The following is a 20,620-nucleotide window of genomic DNA, read 5'->3' as shown; positions in this document are numbered from 1 at the left end:
TACCATGGATATTCTGCTCGTTGGCGGCCTGCTGCTGTTCATCATGCTGCTGCTGCTCTCCGGCGGCGTCTGGATCGCCATGACGCTGGCCATTTGCGGCTGGGTCGGCCAGGCCTTCTTCACCAACACGTCGCCGGGCAACAACCTGTTCTCGGCCTTCTGGGAAAGCAACGCCAGCTGGGAACTGGCAGCGTTGCCGCTGTTCATCTGGATGGGCGAAATCCTGTTTCGCACCCGGCTGAGCGAAGAGATGTTCGAGGGCCTGCGCCCCTGGCTGAATCGCGTGCCTGGGCGGCTGATGCACACCACGATCCTGGGCTGCGGCATCTTCGGCTCGGTGTCCGGCTCGTCGGCGGCCACCTGCGCCACCATCAGCAAGGTCGCGCTGCCTGAACTCATCAAGCGCGGCTACAGCGAGAAGATCGCGCTGGGGTCGCTGGCCACGGCGGGCACGCTGGGCATCCTGATCCCGCCGTCGATCACCATGGTGGTGTACGCCGTGGCCGCCGACGCCTCCATCATCCGCATCTTCCTGGCCGGGTTTCTGCCGGGCTTCCTGCTGATGGCGCTGTTTTCGGGCTACATCATGTGGTGGAGCATTCGCCACCCCGACCAGGTCCCAGCGGCCGACCCGCCCACCTCGTTCCGCGAAAAGATTCGCCAGTCGGGCAACCTGATTCCCGTCACCGCGCTGATCGTCTTCATCGTGTGGGTGCTGGTGGCCGGCTGGGCGACGGCGACGGAATGCGCGGCGTACGGCGTGGCCGGCTCGCTGGGGCTGGCCTGGTGGAGCAAGAGCCTGACCTGGAAAAACTTCAAGGAAGGCGTGATGGGCACCACCCGCACCAGCTGCATGATCATGTTCATCCTGGCGGGCGCGGCTTTCCTCACCAAGACCATGGCCTTCACCGGCATCCCACGCGAGCTGGCCGAGTGGGTCAACGCCATGCACCTGTCGCCCTTCGCGCTGATCGGCGTGCTGACGCTCGTCTACCTGGTGCTGGGCACGGCGCTCGACGGCATCAGCATGATCGTGTTGACCAGCGCCGTGGTGCTGCCCATGATCCAGAAGGCCGGCTTCGACCTGATCTGGTTCGGTATCTTCATCGTGCTGCTGGTCGAGATCGCCGAAGTTACGCCGCCTGTGGGCTTCAACCTGTTCGTGCTGCAGAACATGACCGGCAAGGACAGCAACACCATCGCCCGCGCCGCCATCCCCTTCTTCGTCTGCCTGGTGATCTGCATCGTGCTGATCACGGCATTTCCGCAGATCGTGACCAGCCTGCCCGACATGGTCATGGGCAAGGGCTGACGCGCATCGACGCGCCACCGCAACGCGCGCCCGGCGATCCACTAAGATGGCGGCCCGATTTTGCCGTCGTGTCATAAAGGATCGCCTTGTTCAAGAATGTGATGCTCTACCGGATCGGCCCCGACTGGCCGCGGTCGGCCGAGCAGTGGGAAGAAGCCCTGGCCGCGGAGCCGTTTGCCGAATGCGGCGCGTCGCAGCAGAAGTCCAGCGGATGGGTGCCGCCGCGCGGTGAAGCGCATGGCGCGCTGGTCGAAAGCGTGGACGGGCAATGGATCGCGCGGTTCTGCCTCGAAACCAAGTCGGTGCCGGGCGATGCCGTGCGGCGCAAGGCGCAGGAAGTCATCGAGCAGATCGAGAAGACCACCGGCCGCAAGCCGGGCAAGAAGGAAGCACGCGACATCCGTGACGACGCGCTGATCTCGCTGCTGCCGCAGGCCTTTCCGCGCCGCAGCCAGATCACCGCCTGGATCGACCCGCAGCGCCGCTGGCTGGTGCTGGACGCGGGTGCGCAGGGCAAGGCCGACGAATTGATCAGCAGCCTGGCGCGGGTGGCCGGGCGCGGCTTTGAAGTGGGCCTGCTGCAGACCGCGCAATCGCCGCAAGGCGCGATGGCAGCCTGGCTGGCCGACGAGAGTGGCGACGCACTGCCCCACGCCTTCAACGTCGAACGCGAGTGCGAACTGAAAGGCAGCGGCGACGAGCCGGCGGTCGTCAAGTTCACGCGCCACCCGCTGCTGACCGACGAAGTGCGCCAGCATATTGCCGAGGGCAAGCTGCCCACCAGGCTGGCGCTGGGCTGGGCTGGCCGCGTGGGTTTTGTGCTGACGCAGGCGCTTCAGCTCAAGAAGATCGCGTTTGAGGAAGGCGTGTTCGACGAAGGCAGCAAGTCCGGCGACGACGACCGGTTCGACGCCGACGTGGCGCTGGCCACGGGCGAACTCGGCGGCCTGATGGGCGACCTGATCGAGGCGCTGGGCGGCGAGGCCAATTCAACCGCAGTAACGGACCAGGTACCTGCGGCCACCGGCGTAACGGGCGCGCCGCCCGCGCAACGCGCGCCGACCGCCGCAGCGGCCGACGACGACGGTCCGCCGTTTTGACCGAGCTGAACCGTCGCGTGATGCATGCCACGCTCATTTGCCCGGCGCAGCGCGTTTCGCCGCCATTCCCGCGCAGGCGGGAATCCAGCCGCCTGGCCAAAGAACGGCATACGGTGATGGCAGACATGGATTCCCACCGGCGCGGGAATGACGGGCTTTAGCAGCGCCCCCGTTCAGTTCGACAGATCCATGCACGCCGTCTTCGCCATCTGCCTCGGTGCCTGCGCCGGCGCGTTGCTGCGCTGGCGGCTGGGGCTGGCGTTGAACCATGCCGGCGCGTGGATGCCTTGGGGCACGCTGGCGGCCAACCTGATCGGCGGTTATCTCGTGGGCCTGTGCGTGGCGGTGTTCCAGCACCATGCCGACATCGACCCTGCGTGGCGACTGTTGCTGGTCACCGGCTTTCTGGGCGCGCTGACCACGTTCTCCAGCTTCAGTGCCGAGGTGGTCGAGATGCTGATGGCGCAGCGCTACGTGCAGGCGCTGGGCATCGCCGCGCTGCACCTGGCCGGGTCACTGGCGCTCACGGTGCTGGGCATCAAGACAGCGGCGGCGGTCATGGGTCACTGACGTCCACCGCGGTGCGTGGCCGTCAACCGCCACCCCGGTGCGTATACAGATCAAGGTGGCGCATGAACGATGCGCGCTCGGGCGGCGCCACGCCCTGGAATTCGAACACCACACGCAGCGCGGGCAGCTTCAGCAGCGCGATGCGATGCGGCTCGACCGCGTGCCAGCGCAGCGTCAGCGTGCCGCCCTCGGTCAACGTGACCTCGGCCCCACCGTCGTCCAGACGGCGCCAATCGTGATTGACCAGCGCGCCGCACAGCAGCCGCTCCCATTCGGCGGCGGAGGCGCTCATCTGGCGCTCGAACGCGTCGGGTACCTGCCCTGGCGCCATCAACCGCCTGCAATGGGCGGCCAGATCGCCAGCGCGTCGCCTTCCTGCAGCGTGGTGGTGGCGCGCGCGTCGGGCGGAATGTACTCGCCGTTGACCAGCACCAGATGCACCAGCGTGGGCGGCAGATTGAAGGGCGCGATGATCTGCTGGATGGTGGCGTCGGCCGCCACGTCGAGCGTCATCTCATTGCCTGGCCGCGTTTCGGGCGGCAGGTAATCGGCCAGCATGGCGAACAGCTTGAAGGTGATGCGCATCGCCGCTGCCGTCAACGTCGCCGCGCGTCGGCCGCGCCGCTCCAGTCGCCCTGGCCTTGCGCACGGGCCAGGTAGGCCTCGGTCAGCCGCATCGGGTCTTTCAGCAGGCGGTCTTTCCAGTCGCCCAGGCGGATCTGACCTTCGACCAGGCCGCGCATCACGCCCACATGGTCGGTCAGGCCGACCGAGTTGCAGCCGACCAGCACGTCGTCCTTGAACTGCAGGCTGAGGTGCCGGCACGCCGCCGTGTCGGTCAGCTCGGCGTGTTCGCCACCGGGCACGCCCTGCCAGTTGCCGAAGCTGGTGGAAATGAGGCCCAGCGTGTCGAGCACGTTGATCTGCGTGACCAGCTTAAGCGCCGCGCGCTGCCCCACCATGTTGAGCGCGGCCACGCGCGCCTGATCGGCCGCATTGGGCTGGATGGCGCTGACGATGGTCTTGCCGGTGAACGGGTCGAACGCCTCGGCGCAATCGCCCGCCGCATAGATGCCGGGCACGTTGGTCTGCATGCAGTCGTCGGTCAGCACGCCCAGCAGGCACTGGACGCCGCTGCCCTCCAGAAAGCCGATGGCCGGGCGCACGCCGGTGGCACTGATGACCAGATCGGCATCGAGCACGGTGCCGCCCGACAGGTGCACCTTCAGCGCGTCGCCCTCGCCTTTTTCAATGCGCTCGACCTTGTGGCCGGTGTACACGCGCACGCCCTGGCGCTCGCACCAGTCGCGGATCATGTTGCCGGCCACCTCGCCCATCATGCGCGGCACCATGCGGTCGCCCATCTCGACCACGCTGAGTTGCACGCCGCGCTTTTGCAGCGCTTCCATGATGATGCAGCCGATGAAGCCTGCGCCCATCTGCAGCACGCGCGCGCCCTTCACGGCGCGGGTGGCGATGTCGCGCGCATCCTGCAGCGTCCAGCAGGTGTCGACGCCGGGCAGGTCCAGCCCCGGAATCGGCGGCCGCACGGGGTGCGAGCCGGTGGCGATGAGCAGGCGGTCGAAGGCCAGCGTCTGCCCGTTGTCCAGCGTGACCGTCTTGCCCTGCGCATCGACCTTCGTCGCCTGTGCGTGGATCAGCTCGATGCGCTGCTGGGCGAAGTGGTCCGCGCCCTTGCGCAGATAAGTGCCGGGCTCGCCGATGTCGCCGACCAGCAGGTAGGGGATCGCCATGCGTGAATAAGGCGGCTCTCGCTCGTCGCCCACGAGGGTGATCTGGTCGCCAGGCGCGTGCTTGCGGATCGTCTCCGCCGCGATGACGCCGGCCGGACCGGCGCCGAGGATGAGGTGGTGCATGGTGGCGGCGATGATTGCTATTTAAATAATAGCTGCCAGCGCTTATCTGGAGCGCGGTGGCAGCCTTTTTCTCTAAACGCCCGCTTCCGCGCGGCAGAGGGTTGGGCTGAGGGTGAAAGCGCCGACCGGCGCGAACGTGCTCGGCCCTCACCCTACCCTGCGTTAGCGGGGCAGGCTCTGTCCCAGAGGGAAGTCAGCCCTCAAAGCCCCAGCCGCTCGCGCGTGGCCTGCGTCGGCCGGCCTTCCGCGTCCCAGCCGCGCACTTCGTAGTACTTGGGCAGCATCTCGTCCACATGGCTGACGGCGCCTTTCGAGCCGCCCGACTTTGCCGCTTCCGTCTTCAGGCGCTTGGGCAGGCTGTCGTCGGCCTTGGTAAAGCCGGCGGCGTTGTTGAACTCGCGCTCCATGTTCCAGATGCGCTCGCCAATCTTCTCGACCTCTTCCACCGTGTAGCCTTCGTCGCACGCGGCCGCCAGTTGCGGCGCCAGGTCGGGCAGGCTCCAGGCGAAGGTGGTGAAGATGCACAGGCCGGACGAGTCGAACGCCGCCGTGGCGTCCTGGAAGGCTTTCACCAACTCGGGCTTGCCCTCGGTCGCCGTGGGTTCGGTCTTGACCGGAATGCCCAGCACTTCCGATGCAATGGTGTAGCCGCGCAGGTGGCAGCCGCCGCGGTTGCTGGTGGCGTAGGCCAGGCCAATGCCCTGGATCGCGCGGCCGTCGTAGGCCGGGAATTCCTGGCCCTTGGACGACATCGACAGATCGGGGTGCCCGTACTTGGCCGCCAGGCGCTTGGAGCCGGTGCCGATCTCCTTGCCAAAGCCGCGGCCGTTCACGGTTTCTTCCGCCAGAAAAGCCAGCGCCTGGGCCGAGCCGAACGGCGCCTCGATGCCGATCTGCTCCTTGGTCAGCACACCCATTTCGTACAGCTCCATCACCAGGCCCACGGTGGCGCCAAAGCTGATGGGGTCGATGCCTTCCTCGTTGCACAGCAGGTTGACGTATTGCAACGCCTCCAGGTCGTTTACGCCGTTGGCGGCGCCCAGCGCCCAGGCGGCTTCGTATTCAAGGCCCCCACTCGCGCCCCAGTACTGCGGCTTGGTCTGCACCGTGAAGTGCGTCTCGTCGATCTTGCTGATGCGCCCGCAGGCGATGGTGCAGCCAAAGCAGGCCTGGTTGGTCACCAGGTGCTTCTTGCCGTCCGTCTTGCGCGGCGTGGCCATGGCTTCGGCGGAAATGTCCTTGGCGCCTTCGAACTGCACGTCGCGGTGGTTGCGCGTGGGCAGCGCGCCCACTTCGTTGATCACGTTCATCAGCACCTGTGTGCCAAACGTGGGCAGGCCCTGGCCGGTGACCGGGTGCTCGTGCAGGATCTTCTTGCGCGCAAAGGTCTCGGCCATGAAGGCTTTCGGGTCGCGGATGTTGCCCACGCCCTTGGTGCCGCGCACCGCGATGGCCTTGAGGTTCTTGCTGCCCATCACGGCGCCCACGCCGGAACGGCCGGCGGCGCGGTGCAGGTCGTTCACCACGGCCGCAAACAGCACCTGGTTTTCGCCCGCCTTGCCGATGCTGGACACGCGCGTCAGCGGGTCTTGCAGGGTCTTCTTGAGGTGCTCCTCGGTCTCCCAAACGCTCTTGCCCCAGATGTCGGCGGCGTCGCGCAGCTCGGCGGTGTCGTCGTTGATGTACAGGTACACGGGCTTCGGGCTCTTGCCTTCGAAGATCACCATGTCCCAGCCGGCCATCTTCAGTTCGGCGCCCCAGTAGCCGCCCGAGTTGGAGCAGGCAATGGCGCCGGTGAGCGGGCCCTTGGTGATGACGGTGTAGCGCCCGCCGGTCGAGGCCATGGTGCCCGTCAGCGGCCCGGTGGCCCAGATGATCTTGTTGTCGGCCGACAGCGGATCGACCTTGGGATCGATCTCGCTGGTGAGGTACTTGGTGCCGAGCCCGCGCGAGCCGATGTACTGGCGCGCCCAGTCCATGTTCAGCGGTTCGGATTTGACGGTGCCTTCGGTCAGGTTGACGCGGAGAAGTTTGCCAGCCCAGGACATGATGTGTGCTCCTTGATTGATAGCTGCCTGCGCTGATGCGTCAAGCGGCGGAAGGCTGATTGCCCAGCTTGTCCGCCCACTGCTTCATGCGGTCCAGGCCCGTCCAGTTGGCGTCGATGTAGGTGATGGCGGCGGTGGGGCAGGCTTCCACGCAGGCCGGGCCCTCGGCGCGGTCGTAGCACAGGTCGCACTTCTGCACCTTGCCGGTTTCGGCCACGTAGTTGATGGTGCCGAACGGGCAGGCGATGGTGCAGACCTTGCAGCCCACGCAGGTGGCGTCCGACACGATCTTGGCGCCCGTGCCCTTGTCCACCGTGATGGCTTCGACCGGGCAGGCGTGCAGGCACCAGGCCTCGTCGCACTGCGTGCAGGTGTAGGGCACCTTCTTGCCGGTGGTGTGGAAGTCGAACACCTTGATGCGCGACTTGGCCGTGGCGTACACGCCGTAATGCTCGTAAGAACACGCCATCTCGCATTGCAGACAGCCGGTGCACTTGTCGGCGTTGATGTGCAACACCTTTTGCATGAAGGTCTCCTTTTTATGTGCGGGCGCGCCGCACCTTGCCTATGAATGAAGTTGCATAGGAATTGTGGGCAATGACGAGGGACATAGCGGTCTAGGGTATTCCCTAGTCGGGTATGGGCGGCGCGCTGAAATTCTCAAACTGAGACAGCTGCCCGCCCGCCAGCGTGCGTGCGCGCCGCTGCACAATGGGCGCCATGAACGCTTTAGACCGCACGCGCCGTGCGCAAGCCGTGGTCACCCCGGCATTGACCGATGCTTTCGCCCGCGACGGCGCCGTGTGCCTGCGCGGCCTGCTGAACGCCGACGAAGTCGCCCTGCTGCGCAGTGGCATCGACGCCAACATCGCCGCGCCCAGCCCGCGCGCCAAGGTCGCCAGCCGCCCTGACGACCCCGGCTTCTTCATCGAGGACTTCTGCTGCTGGCAGGACAACGACGCCTACCGCCGCGTCATCTTCGATTCGCCGCTGGCCGCCGCCGCCGGCCTGCTGATGCAAAGCCAAAGCGTGCGCCTGTACCACGACCACATGCTGACCAAGGAGCCCGGCACGCGCCAGAAGACGCCATGGCACCAGGACCAGCCCTACTACAACATCGACGGGCGGCAGAACATCAGCTTCTGGATTCCGGTCGACCCGGTACGGCGCCATTCCACGCTGGAATTCGTCGCCGGATCGCACCAGGGCCCGTGGCTGATGCCGCGCAGCTTCATGGACCACCAGGCCAAGTGGTTCCCCGAAGGCAGCCTGGCCGACCTGCCCGACATCGAGGCGGTGCGCGACCGCTTTTCCATCCTGGGCTGGGCGGTGGAGCCGGGCGACGTGATCGCCTTCCACATGCTCAGCCTGCATGCGGCCGGCGGGGTGGACGGCGACACGCGGCGGCGGGTGTTCTCGGTGCGCATGCTGGGTGACGACATCACGCATGCGCCGCGCAACTGGGTCACGTCACCGCCCTTTCCGGGCCTGGCGGATCGCTTGCCGGCGGGTGCGCCAATGCACGATGCGCTGTTTCCGGTGCTGTGGCAAGCCGCTTGAGATTGCTTTGTTTTTGATAGCTGTCAGCGCCCTTTGGAAGCGCGCTGGAGCCGATTTTGATTGAAAATTCGGCCGCGCCGCGCGGTCGCTGTTCGGTTCAATCCGCCAGCGCCAGCACCACGGCGCTGTCTTCCACCCACGCCACGGCCCGGCTGCCCGCCCGCAGCGCATTTGGCCGCGCCGCAAAGCCCACCAGCTGAATATCGCCGGGCAAGGTGACGACCACTTCGTCGCGCTGCACCCCGCGCGCCACGCGCAGCACGCGGCCATCCAGCGCATGGGTGGCAGGCACTGCGGGGCTGGCCGCTGACGCCGCCTGCACCCGCACCGCCGTGGCCTTGCACAGCGCCAGCACGTCGGCGCCGGGCGCCAGGTTCAGCAGCTCGGCGCTTTCGCGCGTGATGGACGAGGCCAGCTCCACCCCTTGCGCCAATGCCAGCACCACCCGCACCAGAGGGTCGCGCGCATCGGCGCTTTCGAGCCGCAGCACGCGGCACGGCATCAGGTTGCGCATGCTGGTGCGCGGGCCGGCCAGCGCGCGGGCGGGCGACCCGTCGAAGCGCGCCAGCACCTCGCGCCGCGCCGCCTCCATCTGCGCCGCGGCGTCCAGCAATTGCGTGCCGGCGGCGGTCAGCCGTGCGCCGCCGCCGCCCGTGCCGCCCACGCTGGAATCGACCAGCGCCTGCCCGGCCAGGTTGCTGAGCGTGTGAATCGCCTGCCAGGCCGCCTTGTAGCTGACGCCCGCCACGCGCGCCGCTTCGGAGATGGAGCCGTGCAGCCCCACCAACTGCAGGATCTCGATGCGCTTGTCGGTCTGCGCATCGACCAGGGCGCGAGAAGGGATCAGCGGCTTGACCATGGCGGTGATTCTCGCGCAGCGGGTGTACCGGATCGCCCGCACGCCGAAGCGCAAGCGGGCTAGAATCGCTATTCTCAAACGGAATAGCGACCCGCTTCAACACATTCCGCACATGCTTCAAGCCGCTTCGCGCACGCGCCGCATCGTCGCCACCTGGCTGACCGTGATCGGGTCGATCACGGCGTGCGCAGCGGCGTCTGCCGAGCAGGTGCACATCGCCGTCGCCGCCAACTTCACCGCGCCGGCCAAGGTGCTGGCGGCGATGTTCGAGAAAACCACCGGCCACACCGCCCGCCTGACGTTTGGCGCCACCGGCGCCTTCTACACGCAGATCAGGCACGGCGCGCCGTTCGACGTGCTGCTGGCGGCCGACGACGAGCGCCCTGCCCTGCTCGAAAAAGAAGGCGCCATCGTGCCCGGCTCGCGCTTCACCTACGCCGTGGGGCAACTGGCGCTGTGGTCGGCCAGGCCGGGCGTGGTCGACCCGCAGGGGGCGGTGCTGAAAATCGGTCAGTTTCACAAGCTGGCCATTGCCAACCCCAAGCTCGCGCCCTATGGCGCGGCGGCCGTCGAAGCGATGAACCAGCTGGGCGTTTACGCCGCTTTGCAACCCAGACTCGTCACGGGCGAAAGCATCGGACAGACCTACCACTTCGTCGCCTCCGGCAATGCCGAACTGGGCTTCGTGGCGCTGTCGCAGATTCAGGACGCGGGCGTGATCCGCGGCGGCTCGTGGTGGATCGTGCCCGCCCGGCTGCATGCGCCGATCGTCCAGGACGCGGTCATCCTCCAACGCGCACAGGCCAACCCGGCGGCCCAATCGTGGATGGATTTGCTGCGCTCGCCCAAGGCGAAGGCGCTGATCCGCGACCATGGTTATGCGGTGCCGTGATGCGCAAACCAATCAGCCGCCAGCCCGTTCTGCACCAGCGGATGAAGCTATGTTTGTCATAGCAATCCGCCCCCCCGATTGCCTGCCCGTGATGCTCGACGCCACCAGCCTTGCCGCCGTGCGCCTGTCCATCGAACTGGCGCTGGCGACGACCGTGATGCTGCTGTTGGGGGGCACGCCGCTCGCCTGGTGGCTGGCGCGCGGGCGGTCGCGCTGGCGCGTGCCGGTGCGCGCGCTGGTGGCGCTGCCGCTGGTGCTGCCGCCTTCGGTGCTGGGCTTTTATCTGCTGGTGGCCATGGGGCCGAACGGGCCGCTGGGCCAACTGACGCAATCGCTGGGTTGGGGGCTGCTGTCGTTCAGCTTCGGGGGGGCTGCTGATCGGCTCGATCATCTATTCGCTGCCCTTCGTGGTGCAGCCGCTGGTCAACGCGTTCGAAGGCATCGGCCCGCGCCCGCTGGAAGCCGCCGCCACGCTGCGGGCCGGCCCGCTGGACGCCTTCTGGCACGTGGCGCTGCCGCTGGCGCGGCCGGGCTACATCACCGGCGCGGTGATGGGCTTTGCGCACACGCTGGGCGAGTTCGGCGTGGTGCTGATGATCGGCGGCAACATCCCCGGACAGACGCGCGTGATCTCGGTGCAAATTTACGACCACGTGGAGGCGCTGGAATACACGCAGGCGCACTGGCTGGCCGGCGGCATGCTGGTGTTCAGCTTTGGCGTGCTGCTGGCGCTGCATGCGGTGCAAGCGCGGCGGGGTGCGCCTTGAATACCGACAACGCTTCCGAATCGATAGCTGCTTGCGCTTATCCAGAGAGCGCTGGCAGCGATTTTTACCCCGAAACCGCGCAACCTGACGCCATCGCCATCCAGGCGCGCGTGTGCCACGGCCCCGCCTTCACGCTGGACGTGGATGTGCACCTGCCGGGCAGCGGCGTCACCGCCCTCTTCGGCCCGTCGGGCTGCGGCAAGACCACCCTGCTGCGCGCGCTGGCGGGGCTGGTGCGGCCGTCGCCGGGGCGTGTCGTGGTGGGCGGCGAGGTGTGGCAGGACGATGCCGCACACGTGTGGCGACCGACGCACCAGCGCCCGCTGGGCATGGTGTTTCAGGAAGCCAGCCTGTTCGACCACCTGAGCGTGCAAGGCAACCTGGACTTCGGCCTGAAGCGTGTGCCGCCCGCCGACCGCCGCATCGCGCTGGACCACGCCATCGACCTGCTCGGCATCCGCGACCTGCTCGGTCGGCGCCCGGCGCGGCTGTCGGGCGGCGAGCGCCAGCGCGTGGCGATTGCGCGCGCGCTGGCCACCAGCCCGCGCCTGCTGTTGCTGGACGAACCGTTGGCTGCGCTGGACGCCGCGCGCAAGGCCGAGGTGCTGCCCTGGTTCGAACGCCTGGCGCGCGAACTGCACATTCCCATGCTGTACGTCACGCACTCGCTGGACGAGGTGGCGCGCCTGGCCGATCACCTGCTGCTGCTGCAGGCCGGACGCGTGGTGGCCAGCGGCCCCACGCCGCAGATGATGACGCGCCTGGACCTGTCGCTGACGCAGGGCGACGCGGCCGGCGCGCTGATCGAAGGCGTGCTCGAATCGGTGGACCGCACCTACGGCCTGCTGACGGTGCGTTTTGGCGGCGGCGCGCTGCACTGCGTGCCCGCCAGCGGCGCCCGCGAACGCGCCGTGGGCGAGCGCCTGCGCCTGCGCGTGCAGGCGCGCGACGTCAGCCTGACGTTGAGCGCAGCGGCCGACACCAGCATCCTCAACGTGCTGCCCGCCCGCGTGCAATCCGTTCAGGCCGATGGCACCGCGCAAGCCCTGGTGGCGCTGGACGCGGGCGGGACCACGCTGCTGGCGCGCGTGACCCGTAAGTCGGCCGACGCACTGGCCCTGGCGCCGGGCCAGCGCGTGTTCGCGCAGATCAAGGGCGTGGCGGTGCTGGATTGAGGCGGACGGCGCCTATCAACTCATCGCCCCTCAACCGCCCGTCAACGCACCAAAACCCAAGCCGCGCAACACCTGCTGCGCCGGCGCCTCGCGCAGCGCGCGCGCAAAGGCCTGCGCGGCCGGGCGCGTATCACGGCGCAGGCCCAGGCCGTAGTCCGCACCTACCTGAAGCGCAGGTGGCAATTGCACCACCTTCAGCCGCGGCACTTCCTTCTGGCTGGCGACGGCGTTGGTGCAGTAGGTCAGGAACACGTCGGCGCGCCCCTCGTCCATCAGCCACGCATAGGTGCCGCGGCCGGCGGGTGCTTGCGGCGACGTGGCGCCGCCGGTCAGCTTCAGCGCCTTGGCGTCGAGCGTGGCATAGGCGCCCGGTTGCAGCGCGTCGGCGCGGCGAAACAGCACCCAGGCGTAATCGCCAGACGGGTCGGCCTGGGGCGTGGACGTGCCGACGCGCACCTGCGGGTCGAGCAAGGTGGCCAGCAGCGTGGCGGGCGTGGTGCTGACCCGGTCGCTGGTCAGCGCGCACAGCTGGTTGCGGGTGAATACGACCGGCGCCTGCCACGCGCCCGCGCGCGCCAGACGCTGCGGGTGGTCGGTATCGGCCGAGGCGAACACTTCGGCGCGCTCGCCCTGCTCGATGCGCTCGCGCAGCAAGCCGGACGCGCCGAAGGTCAGCGCCACCTTCTGCCCGGTGCGCGCCTCGTGGTCGCGCGCGATGGCCGTCAAGGCTTCGCGCAGGCTGCCGGCGGCGTACACGCGCACCGGCTCGGCGCTGGGCGCGTTAGATCGGGCCATGGGCGCGCACGCGCTCAATGCGACGCACAGCAAGGCGGCCGGCCAAGCCGCAGCGCCCAAGGTGCGCGCGCTCATTTGGCGGCATTCGGGAAGAACAGCTGTTCGCCGCCGATCTTGTAGCCGGCGATCACGCCCTGCCCGGCGGCTGAGGTGACCCAGTCGACGAACTTCTGCGCCTCGGCCTGCTTGACCTGCGGGTGCCTGGCGGGGTTGACCACCATCACGCCGTACTGGTTGAACAGGCGCTTGTCGCCTTCGACCAGAACCCCTAAGTCGGCGCGGTTCTTGAAGTTGAGCCAGGTGCCGCGGTCGGCCAGCACGTAGGCGCCGGTGGATGCGGCCATGTTCAGCGCCGGGCCCATGCCGCAGCCGCATTCGCGGTAGCCGCTGCCCTTGGCATCCTTCAGGCCCGCCTGTTCCCAGAAGCGCAGTTCGGCCGCGTGCGTGCCGCTCTTGTCGCCGCGCGAGACAAACGCCGCATTGCCGGCGGCCAGCTTCTTCAGGCCCTCGACGATGTCCTTGCCCTTTGCGCCAGCCGGGTCGTTCTTGGGGCCGACCAGGATGAAGTCGTTGTACATGACCGGATAGCGCTTGACGCCAAAGCCGTCGGCGACGAATTTGTCCTCGGCCTTTTCGTCGTGCACGAACACCACGTCGGCGTCGCCGCGGCGCGCCATGTCGAGCGCCTGCCCGGTACCCAGCGCGACCACCTTGACGTCGATGCCGGTGGCCTTCTTGAATTCGGGCAGCAGGTACGGAAACAGCCCCGACTGCTCGGTCGACGTGGTCGATGCCATCACGATCGACTGCGCCGACACCGCCGAGGATGCTACAAACAAAATAGCTGTCGCCGCATATTTGACGGCCGTATAAGACCAGAAAGACTTGAAAACACTCACAGCAATTCCCCTTTCAGAAACAGATCGGCCTGCGGCGACACGCTGCGCAGCATTTCACGGTTGAAGAAATCGGCCACGGGCAAGTCGGCCAGCACCTGCCCTTGCTCCAGGTAGATCACGCGCCGCGCCAGCCGCTTGACCTGGCCCAGGTTGTGGCTGGCGAACAGCATGGTCAGCGGTGGCTCGCCCGCTGCCACCGGCGCATGCGCAAATTCGTGCATCAGCGCCTCGACCTCGTGCTTGGCGTGCGGGTCCAGGCTGGCCGTGGGCTCGTCCAGCAGCAGCAGTTGCGGGCGCTGCGCCCACGCGCGCGCCAGCGCCAGCCGCTGCTGCTGCCCGCCCGACAGGCCGCGCGCGCTGCGCTCGGCCAGGTGCGCCAGTTGCACGCGCTCCAGCGCCTGCAGGGCGCGCGCCATGGCGTCGGCCCAGCGCACGCCACGCAGCCACAGGCCGATGGCGATGTTGCGCGCCACCGTGGTGCGCAGCATCCAGGGCCGCTGAAACAGCATCGCCTGCGCCACGCGCGGCGGCGCCTGCACCTGACCTTCGGTCGGACCCAGCAGGCCGTGCACCACGCGCAGCAGCGTGCTCTTGCCGCAGCCGTTGCCGCCGATCAGCGCCACGCTGTCGCCGGCGGCGATGTCCAGGCTCACGTTCCGCAGCGCCTGCACCGCCCCAAAGCGCACGCCCACATCGCGCAGCGCGATCAGCGCCGGCGCGCTGGCCCGGCATTGCTGCGCCTGCTGGGCCGCGGCGCGCAAGGCGGCGCCGGGCAGCGTCAAGGACGAATCGGGCGCGCTCATGAAGCCGCCACCACGGCGCGCGCCGGCTGCGGCGTGACGCCGTCGACCCGCTCGCGCCAGCCGCGCACGGCGGCGATCAGCGCGTTCAGCACCAGCACCACCGACAGCAGCACAATGCCCAGCCCCAGCGCCAGCGGCAGGTCGCCCTTGCTGGTCTCCAGCGCGATGGCGGTGGTCATCACGCGGGTAAAGCCGTCGATGTTGCCGCCGACGATCATCACCGCACCCACCTCGGACACCGCTCGGCCAAAAGCTGCCATCAGCACCGTCAGCAGCGCGTAGCGCTCGTCCCACGCCAGCAGCAGCCCGCGCAGGAAGCGGCCCGCCCCCAGCGACGCCAGTTGTTCGCCGTGCTGCGCGTCGGCGTCTTCCACCACCTGTCGCGTCAGCGCCGTGACCACCGGCACCACCAGCACCACCTGCGCCACCACCATGGCCTGGAAGCTGAACATCCAGCCCAGAAAACCCAGCGGCCCGCTGCGCGACAGCACCAGGTACACCAGCAGCCCCACCACCACCGACGGCAGCGCCAGCAGCGTGTTGAGCAGCGTCAGCACGGCGCCGCGGCCGCGAAAGCGCGCCACGCCCAGCCACGCCCCCGCCAGCAGCCCAACGCCGTAGGCGATGGCGCAGGCCACGCCGCTCACAGCCAGCGAGCGGCCGACGATGGTCCACAAACCGGCGTCAAAGGTGCTGAGAAGATGCAGCGCCGTGCGCGCGCTGTCGGCAAAGGTATTCACGGGCCCACGATGCTAATCGCGTTGCCCCATCCCGCGCATCAGGGAAGCGGAGCTATGCAATTGATTGCATAGCGGGGCCGGCTGGCTGGGCTTGCGGGCGCGTGCGGGCCTCGTTGATGCGGCACACTGGGGTCTGTGTACAAGATCGGACTTTCCTATTCGCTGGACGCGGACGGCGCGGCGCCGCTGATCCGCAACCCGCTGCTCGACCTGCTGCAGGCGGTGCGCACGCAGGGGTCGATATCGTCGGCGGCGCGGGCGCTGGGCTTGTCTTACCGCCACGTGTGGGGCGAACTGAAGCGCTGGGAACAGGAGCTGGGCCAACCGCTGCTGCACTGGGAAAAGGGCCAGCGCGCGCGCCTGTCCGAATTCGGCGACAAGCTGCTGTGGTCTGAACGCCAGGCGCAGGCGCGGCTGGCGCCGCAGATCGAAGCCCTTCGCGCCGAACTGGAGCGCAGCTTTGCCGTCGCCTTTGATGACAACGCGCACGTGCTGACCTTTCATGCCAGCCACGACGACGCGCTGACGGCGCTGCGCCACTACGTGGGCGCGCAAGGCCACAGCCCCAGCCTGCACCTGGACATCCGCTTCATGGGCAGCGTGGACGCCATCCAGGCGCTGAACGAGGGCCGCTGCATCATGGCAGGCTTTCATACGCGGCCCGACGCGCCGGTCGGCTCGCTGGCCGAGAGCACCTACAAGCCACTGCTGCAGCCCGGCCTGCACAAGCTGATCGGCTTTGCGGCGCGCACCCAGGGGCTGATGGTGGGCGCGGGCAACCCGCACCGCATTCGCGGGCTGCGCGATCTGATACGCGGCGACGTGCGCTTCATCAACCGCCCGCTCGGCTCCGGCACCCGCGTGCTGCTGGACGAACTGCTGCACGAAGCGGGCCTGAGGCCCGACCAGATTGCGGGCTACGCGCAGACCGAGCCATCGCACGGCGCCGTGGCGCAGGCGATCCTGGCCGGGCAAGCCGACGCGGGCCTCGGCATCGAAGCCGCCGCCCGCGCGCGCGGGCTCGACTTTGTGCCGATCACACGCGAGGACTACCTGCTGGTGTGCCTGGAATCGGCGCTGGACACGCCGCCGGTGACCGCCCTGCGCGAAGTGCTGGCCAGCCCCGCGTGGCAGGCCACGCTGGCGCAACTGGCCGGCTACACACCGTCGCGCTGCGGCCAGGTGCTGGCCATGACGCAGGTACTGCCGTGGTGGCAGTTCAAGCGCCCCAAGCCCGGCAAAACGCACAGGCAACGTGGCTGACCGCAGGGGATTCAGCTAGGGAAAATCTCGTTTCGCCGCGCGAAGGGCGTCATTACAATCGCACACTTTCCCGGGCGCTGCGTCGATCCAAGGCGGCGGCGCACGCCAACCCGGCGCCGTCCTCCGCGCGCGGCCGTCCACAAAGGAGACCCCTATGCAAGGGCTGCTCAAACTGTCCCGGGCCATCGACTGGCTCAACGCCCAGGTGGGCAAATATGTCATCTGGCTGATCTTTGCCGCCACCGTGGTCAGCGCGCTGAACGCGGTGATCCGCAAGGTGTTCAACATCAGCTCCAACGGCTTTCTGGAAGTGCAGTGGTACCTGTTTGCCTGGTCGTTCCTGGTGGCGGCCGGCTTCACGCTGCTGCATCGCGAGCATGTGCGCATCGACGTGCTGAACAGCCGCCTGCCCGTCAAGGCCCGCCTCTGGATCGACATCATCGGCTTTGCGCTGTTCCTCACGCCGCTGTGCCTGGTGGTGCTGTACCTGGGCGTGCCGCTGCTGGTCGAGAAATTCCAGTCGGGCGAGATGTCGGGCAACCCGGGCGGGCTGATCCGCTGGCCGGTGTGGCTGGCGCTGCCGATCGGGTTCACGCTGCTGATGCTGCAGGGCTGGTCGGAGCTGATCAAGCGCGTGGCCTTCTTGCGCGGTGAAGGGCCGGATCCGTTGGGCCGCCTGACCGACAAGTCGGCCGAGGAAGAACTGGCCGAGGCGCTGCGCCGCGAAGCCGCCGCCAAGGCGGCCGCCGAATCCGCCCCCGCGCCCGCCGCACGCTGATCACCGAGAGCCACACCCATGGAATTCCTCACCGCCAACTACGCCCCGATCATGTTCGCGGGGCTGATCTGCTTTCTGCTGCTGGGCTTTCCGGTGGCCTTCAGCCTGGGGGCCTGCGGCCTGTTCTTCGGCTTTCTGGGCATCGAGCTGGGCATCTTCCCCGCCACCATCATGGCCTGGCTGCCGCAGCGGCTGATCGGCATCATGGCCAACGACACGCTGCTGGCCGTGCCCTTCTTCACCTTGATGGGGTTGATACTCGAACGCAGCGGCATGGCCGAGGACCTGCTCGACACCGTCGGCCAGGTGTTCGGCCCCATGCGCGGCGGCCTGGCGCTGGCGGTGATCTTCGTCGGCGCGCTGCTGGCGGCCACCACCGGCGTGGTGGCGGCGTCGGTCATCTCGATGGGCCTGATCTCGCTGCCCATCATGCTGCGCTACGGCTATGACCGGCGCCTGAGCAGCGGCGTCATCGCCGCGTCGGGCACGCTGGCGCAGATCATCCCGCCCTCGCTGGTGCTGATCATCATGGCCGACCAGCTGGGCCGCAGCGTGGGCGACATGTACAAGGGTGCGTTCATTCCCGCCTTCATGCTGACGGGCCTGTATGTGCTGTACGTGCTGGCGCTGGCCATCTTCAAGCCGGCCAGCGTGCCGGCGCTGCCGATCGAGGCGCGCACCTACCGCGAACCCGATGGCAGCGGCGGCTACCCGTCGCTGATCGCGCTGGCCGTGCTGTCGTCGCTGGTCGCGGTGTTCCTGGCGCGCCACATGGCCGACGTGCACACCTGGTGGGAAGGCCAACTGGTCGAATCGGTGCCGACCGACGAGAAGGTGGTGGTGGCCATGTGCGGCGGCGTGTTCGTGGCGCTGGTGATCGCGCTGGCCAACCGCTTTGCCAGGCTGGGCCTGCTTTCGCGCCTGGCCGAACGCGTGACCTTCGTGCTGATCCCGCCGCTGCTGCTGATCTTCCTGGTGCTGGGCACCATCTTCCTGGGCGTGGCCACGCCGACCGAAGGCGGCGCGATGGGCGCCATCGGCGCGCTCATCATGGGTGCGATGCGCGGGCGCATCAGCTGGTCGCTGCTCAAGCAGGCGCTGGCCTCCACCACCAAGCTGTCGTCGTTCGTGATGTTCATCCTGATCGGCGCGACCGTGTTCAGCATGGTGTTCCAGGCGGCCGACGGTCCGCGCTGGGTCGAGCACCTGATGACCACCCTGCCCGGCGGCAAGGTGGGTTTCCTGATCGTGGTGAACATCATGATCTTCTTCCTGGCGTTCTTCCTCGACTACTTCGAGCTGTCCTTCATCGTGGTGCCGCTGCTGGCGCCCGTGGCCCACAAGCTGGGCATCGACCTGATCTGGTTCGGCGTGCTGCTGGCCGTCAACATGCAAACCTCGTTCCTGCATCCGCCGTTCGGCTTCGCGCTGTTCTTCCTGCGCTCGGTCGCCCCTGACAAGCAATATGTCGACCGCGTCACCGGCAAGGTGATGGACCCGGTGACCACCATGCAGATCTACCGCGGTGCGATTCCGTTCCTGTTCCTGCAGCTGACGATGGTGGGCGTGCTGATCTTCTTCCCGCAGCTGGTCACCGGCAGCCTGGACGAGGAAGTCAAGGTCGACATGGAAGCCGTGGGTGCCCAGATGCGCGACAGCCTGGGTGCCGCGGGTGGCTATGGCGCCGACGCGGCGCAGCCGGGCGCCAGTGCGCCAGCTGGCGACAGCTGGGGCAACGACGCAGGCTACGGCAGCGGGCAGGAACCCGCGGCATCGGACATCAGCACCACGCCGGAGCCCGCCGCTTCTGCGGCAGCCGATGGCGCTGCCGACGACCCGATGAAAGCGATGAACGAAGCGCTCAAGCAGCAGGGCGGCAAGTAGCCAGGCAGCACCTTCCGTTGATCGCCCGACGCCCGATGCATCCCATCGGGCGTTTATTTTTTTGGGGCGCAGGCGATGTCACTCGCCCTCAGCTTGAGCGCACAAAGCAAGCGCCCAGACAAAAGCCACCCGAAGGTGGCTTTTGCATTTCTGCGGCCCGGACCGCGTCCTCAAGGGACTCGGCCCAAAGGCACCGTCAGATCTTCACCGAGTTCATGTACTGGTTGAACGGGAACTCGGAGAAGCGGTTCCACAGGATCTGGTCACGCTGGAAGGCGCGCATGTCGTCGTGAATCTTCTTGAAGTCGGGCGACTTGGCGCTGTGCTCGGCAAACACTTCCATCGACGCCTTGAAGCCGGCGTCCATGACGGCCTTGGGGAACAGCGTCAGCTTGGTCTTGTTGGCCACCAGGCGCTTGAGCGCCTGTGGGTTCAGCGCACCGTACTTGGCCGTCATGTCGGCCGCGGCGACGGCGGCGGCGGCCTGCACGATGGCCTTGTTGTCGGGCGACAGCTTTTCAAACGCCTTGTTGTTGATGAAGAACTCGAGGTCGGCGCCGCCTTCCCACCAGCCGGGGTAGTAGTAGTACGGGGCGACCTTGTTGAAGCCCAGCTTTTCGTCGTCGTACGGGCCGACGAATTCGGCGGCGTCCAGCGTGCCTTTTTCCAGTGCCTGGTAGATGTCACCGGCAGGCAGGCTTTGCGCGACCACGCCCAGCTTGGCCATGGCTTCGCCGAACACACCACCGCCCAGGCGCATCTTCAGGCCCTTGAGGTCAGCCGGGGTCTTGATTTCCTTGCGGTACCAGCCGCCCATCTGGGTGGTGGTGTTGCCCGCGCTCAGGGTGCGGAAGTTGTACTTGGCGAAGAAGGCATCGAGCAGCTTGCGGCCGTTGCCGTGGTCTTTCCAGGCGGCGTTTTGCAGCGTGGTCAGGCCAAAGGGTACGGCGCAGCTGAACGAGAAGATCGGGTCCTTGCCGGCAAAGTAGTAGGCCGCCGTCTGCGCCATTTCGATGTTGTCGTTCTGCAGCGCGTCCACCACGCCAAAGGCGGGCATCAGTTCGCCGGCCGGGTGCACGGACACTTCGAACTTGCCGCCCGAGAGCGCCTTCACGGTCTGCGAAAACTTTTCGGCGCTGCCGAAAATCGTGTCGAGCGATTTCGGAAAGCTCGAGGCCATGCGCCAGCGCACGGCGGCCTGCGCGTGCACGGCGGGCGCCACGCCAGCCGCCAGCACGCCTGCGATGCCGGTGCGCTTGATGAGAGAACGACGATCCATGTGTATGGCTCCTTGTAGA

Annotated in this window: 20 protein-coding genes and 1 pseudogene; 10 read left to right on the top strand and 11 right to left on the bottom strand. The window is 67.7% G+C overall.

Annotated elements, in window-relative coordinates; all coding sequences use genetic code 11:
* The first annotated feature begins 4 nt into the window (after positions 1–4).
* The 3 genes from R0D99_RS05930 to crcB all read left to right on the top strand — a co-directional run bounded on the left by R0D99_RS05930 (position 5) and on the right by crcB (position 2,982).
* Complete coding sequence (locus tag R0D99_RS05930; protein WP_317750460.1) at positions 5–1,312, top strand: TRAP transporter large permease subunit; 1,308 nt, start codon at positions 5–7, stop codon at positions 1,310–1,312.
* An 86-nt stretch (positions 1,313–1,398) separates the two neighbouring features.
* On the top strand, positions 1,399–2,412 hold the full coding sequence (locus R0D99_RS05925; RefSeq protein WP_317750459.1) for a recombination-associated protein RdgC: 1,014 nt from the start codon (positions 1,399–1,401) through the stop codon (positions 2,410–2,412).
* A gap of 189 nt (positions 2,413–2,601) precedes the next feature.
* The gene (gene crcB / locus R0D99_RS05920; protein ID WP_317750458.1) at positions 2,602–2,982 is read left to right on the top strand and encodes a fluoride efflux transporter CrcB; all 381 of its coding nucleotides are present in this window, start codon (positions 2,602–2,604) and stop codon (positions 2,980–2,982) included.
* Positions 2,983–3,004: 22 nt separating this feature from the next.
* On the opposite strand, the gene R0D99_RS05915 is transcribed toward crcB, so the two are convergent.
* The 5 genes from R0D99_RS05915 to R0D99_RS05895 all read right to left on the bottom strand — a co-directional run bounded on the left by R0D99_RS05915 (position 3,005) and on the right by R0D99_RS05895 (position 7,433).
* Positions 3,005–3,274 carry a hypothetical protein gene (locus R0D99_RS05915; protein WP_317750457.1) on the bottom strand — a complete coding sequence of 90 codons (270 nt, stop codon included), beginning with the start codon at positions 3,272–3,274 and terminating at the stop codon, positions 3,005–3,007.
* A gap of 38 nt (positions 3,275–3,312) precedes the next feature.
* Positions 3,313–3,567: a MoaD/ThiS family protein gene (gene thiS, locus R0D99_RS05910; protein ID WP_317750456.1), complete on the bottom strand. Its 255-nt coding sequence runs from the start codon at positions 3,565–3,567 to the stop codon at positions 3,313–3,315.
* An 11-nt stretch (positions 3,568–3,578) separates the two neighbouring features.
* The gene (locus tag R0D99_RS05905) at positions 3,579–4,859 is read right to left on the bottom strand and encodes an NAD(P)/FAD-dependent oxidoreductase (protein WP_317750455.1); all 1,281 of its coding nucleotides are present in this window, start codon (positions 4,857–4,859) and stop codon (positions 3,579–3,581) included.
* 200 nt (positions 4,860–5,059) lie between these two features.
* On the bottom strand, positions 5,060–6,907 hold the full coding sequence (locus tag R0D99_RS05900; RefSeq protein WP_317750454.1) for an aldehyde ferredoxin oxidoreductase family protein: 1,848 nt from the start codon (positions 6,905–6,907) through the stop codon (positions 5,060–5,062).
* Between the two features lie 40 nt (positions 6,908–6,947).
* Complete coding sequence (locus R0D99_RS05895) at positions 6,948–7,433, bottom strand: 4Fe-4S dicluster domain-containing protein (protein WP_317750453.1); 486 nt, start codon at positions 7,431–7,433, stop codon at positions 6,948–6,950.
* Between the two features lie 194 nt (positions 7,434–7,627).
* Between R0D99_RS05895 and R0D99_RS05890 the strand changes: the two genes are divergently transcribed.
* Positions 7,628–8,467 (top strand): phytanoyl-CoA dioxygenase family protein, encoded by an 840-nt coding sequence (locus tag R0D99_RS05890; RefSeq protein WP_317750452.1) that lies wholly within the window; start codon positions 7,628–7,630, stop codon positions 8,465–8,467.
* Positions 8,468–8,564: 97 nt separating this feature from the next.
* Here the strand turns inward: R0D99_RS05890 and R0D99_RS05885 are convergent, their stop codons facing one another.
* The gene (locus tag R0D99_RS05885) at positions 8,565–9,326 is read right to left on the bottom strand and encodes a TOBE domain-containing protein (RefSeq protein WP_317750451.1); all 762 of its coding nucleotides are present in this window, start codon (positions 9,324–9,326) and stop codon (positions 8,565–8,567) included.
* A gap of 112 nt (positions 9,327–9,438) precedes the next feature.
* Between R0D99_RS05885 and modA the strand changes: the two genes are divergently transcribed.
* From modA to modC, 3 genes and pseudogenes are all read left to right on the top strand, one after another.
* The gene (modA, locus tag R0D99_RS05880; RefSeq protein ID WP_317750450.1) at positions 9,439–10,218 is read left to right on the top strand and encodes a molybdate ABC transporter substrate-binding protein; all 780 of its coding nucleotides are present in this window, start codon (positions 9,439–9,441) and stop codon (positions 10,216–10,218) included.
* A 91-nt stretch (positions 10,219–10,309) separates the two neighbouring features.
* Positions 10,310–10,985, top strand: a pseudogene (gene modB / locus R0D99_RS05875) (molybdate ABC transporter permease subunit).
* A 92-nt stretch (positions 10,986–11,077) separates the two neighbouring features.
* Positions 11,078–12,160 (top strand): molybdenum ABC transporter ATP-binding protein, encoded by a 1,083-nt coding sequence (gene modC / locus R0D99_RS05870; protein WP_317751013.1) that lies wholly within the window; start codon positions 11,078–11,080, stop codon positions 12,158–12,160.
* Positions 12,161–12,190: 30 nt separating this feature from the next.
* Here modC and R0D99_RS05865 read toward each other — a convergent pair whose 3' ends face one another.
* From R0D99_RS05865 to R0D99_RS05850, 4 genes are all read right to left on the bottom strand, one after another.
* Positions 12,191–12,955, bottom strand: coding sequence for a molybdate ABC transporter substrate-binding protein (locus R0D99_RS05865; RefSeq protein WP_317750449.1), 765 nt, complete (start codon positions 12,953–12,955; stop codon positions 12,191–12,193).
* A gap of 71 nt (positions 12,956–13,026) precedes the next feature.
* Positions 13,027–13,797 carry an extracellular solute-binding protein gene (locus R0D99_RS05860; RefSeq protein WP_317751012.1) on the bottom strand — a complete coding sequence of 257 codons (771 nt, stop codon included), beginning with the start codon at positions 13,795–13,797 and terminating at the stop codon, positions 13,027–13,029.
* A gap of 53 nt (positions 13,798–13,850) precedes the next feature.
* Positions 13,851–14,657: a phosphate ABC transporter ATP-binding protein gene (locus tag R0D99_RS05855; protein WP_317750448.1), complete on the bottom strand. Its 807-nt coding sequence runs from the start codon at positions 14,655–14,657 to the stop codon at positions 13,851–13,853.
* Positions 14,654–15,397: an ABC transporter permease gene (locus R0D99_RS05850; RefSeq protein ID WP_317750446.1), complete on the bottom strand. Its 744-nt coding sequence runs from the start codon at positions 15,395–15,397 to the stop codon at positions 14,654–14,656. Before R0D99_RS05850 ends, R0D99_RS05855 begins: the two co-directional genes overlap by 4 nt.
* 135 nt (positions 15,398–15,532) lie before the next feature.
* Here R0D99_RS05850 and R0D99_RS05845 point away from each other — a divergent pair, with 135 nt between their 5' ends.
* From R0D99_RS05845 to R0D99_RS05835, 3 genes are all read left to right on the top strand, one after another.
* Positions 15,533–16,660: a substrate-binding domain-containing protein gene (locus tag R0D99_RS05845; RefSeq protein ID WP_317750445.1), complete on the top strand. Its 1,128-nt coding sequence runs from the start codon at positions 15,533–15,535 to the stop codon at positions 16,658–16,660.
* A 154-nt stretch (positions 16,661–16,814) separates the two neighbouring features.
* Positions 16,815–17,438, top strand: coding sequence for a TRAP transporter small permease subunit (locus tag R0D99_RS05840; RefSeq protein ID WP_317750444.1), 624 nt, complete (start codon positions 16,815–16,817; stop codon positions 17,436–17,438).
* 18 nt (positions 17,439–17,456) lie between these two features.
* A complete protein-coding gene (locus tag R0D99_RS05835; RefSeq protein ID WP_317750443.1) occupies positions 17,457–19,322 on the top strand; it encodes a TRAP transporter large permease subunit in 1,866 nt (621 codons plus the stop codon).
* A 196-nt stretch (positions 19,323–19,518) separates the two neighbouring features.
* Here the strand turns inward: R0D99_RS05835 and R0D99_RS05830 are convergent, their stop codons facing one another.
* Positions 19,519–20,601 carry a TRAP transporter substrate-binding protein DctP gene (locus R0D99_RS05830; protein ID WP_317750442.1) on the bottom strand — a complete coding sequence of 361 codons (1,083 nt, stop codon included), beginning with the start codon at positions 20,599–20,601 and terminating at the stop codon, positions 19,519–19,521.
* Positions 20,602–20,620 lie beyond the last annotated feature (19 nt).

Source organism: Ottowia sp. SB7-C50 (assembly GCF_033110285.1).
Lineage (GTDB): Bacteria > Pseudomonadota > Gammaproteobacteria > Burkholderiales > Burkholderiaceae_C > Ottowia.
This window is presented reverse-complemented; position numbering and strand designations above follow the sequence as displayed.

Coding starts and splice junctions, on each gene's coding strand:
- R0D99_RS05840 (WP_317750444.1), top strand. CDS start 16,815: ATGCAAGGGCTGCTCAAACTGTCCCGGGCCATCGACTGGCTCAACGCC.
- R0D99_RS05855 (WP_317750448.1), bottom strand. CDS start 14,657: ATGAGCGCGCCCGATTCGTCCTTGACGCTGCCCGGCGCCGCCTTGCGC.
- crcB (WP_317750458.1), top strand. CDS start 2,602: ATGCACGCCGTCTTCGCCATCTGCCTCGGTGCCTGCGCCGGCGCGTTG.
- R0D99_RS05830 (WP_317750442.1), bottom strand. CDS start 20,601: ATGGATCGTCGTTCTCTCATCAAGCGCACCGGCATCGCAGGCGTGCTG.
- R0D99_RS05930 (WP_317750460.1), top strand. CDS start 5: ATGGATATTCTGCTCGTTGGCGGCCTGCTGCTGTTCATCATGCTGCTG.
- R0D99_RS05900 (WP_317750454.1), bottom strand. CDS start 6,907: ATGTCCTGGGCTGGCAAACTTCTCCGCGTCAACCTGACCGAAGGCACC.
- thiS (WP_317750456.1), bottom strand. CDS start 3,567: ATGCGCATCACCTTCAAGCTGTTCGCCATGCTGGCCGATTACCTGCCG.
- R0D99_RS05890 (WP_317750452.1), top strand. CDS start 7,628: ATGAACGCTTTAGACCGCACGCGCCGTGCGCAAGCCGTGGTCACCCCG.
- R0D99_RS05865 (WP_317750449.1), bottom strand. CDS start 12,955: ATGGCCCGATCTAACGCGCCCAGCGCCGAGCCGGTGCGCGTGTACGCC.
- R0D99_RS05895 (WP_317750453.1), bottom strand. CDS start 7,433: ATGCAAAAGGTGTTGCACATCAACGCCGACAAGTGCACCGGCTGTCTG.
- modA (WP_317750450.1), top strand. CDS start 9,439: ATGCTTCAAGCCGCTTCGCGCACGCGCCGCATCGTCGCCACCTGGCTG.
- R0D99_RS05915 (WP_317750457.1), bottom strand. CDS start 3,274: ATGAGCGCCTCCGCCGCCGAATGGGAGCGGCTGCTGTGCGGCGCGCTG.
- R0D99_RS05835 (WP_317750443.1), top strand. CDS start 17,457: ATGGAATTCCTCACCGCCAACTACGCCCCGATCATGTTCGCGGGGCTG.
- R0D99_RS05885 (WP_317750451.1), bottom strand. CDS start 9,326: ATGGTCAAGCCGCTGATCCCTTCTCGCGCCCTGGTCGATGCGCAGACC.
- R0D99_RS05905 (WP_317750455.1), bottom strand. CDS start 4,859: ATGCACCACCTCATCCTCGGCGCCGGTCCGGCCGGCGTCATCGCGGCG.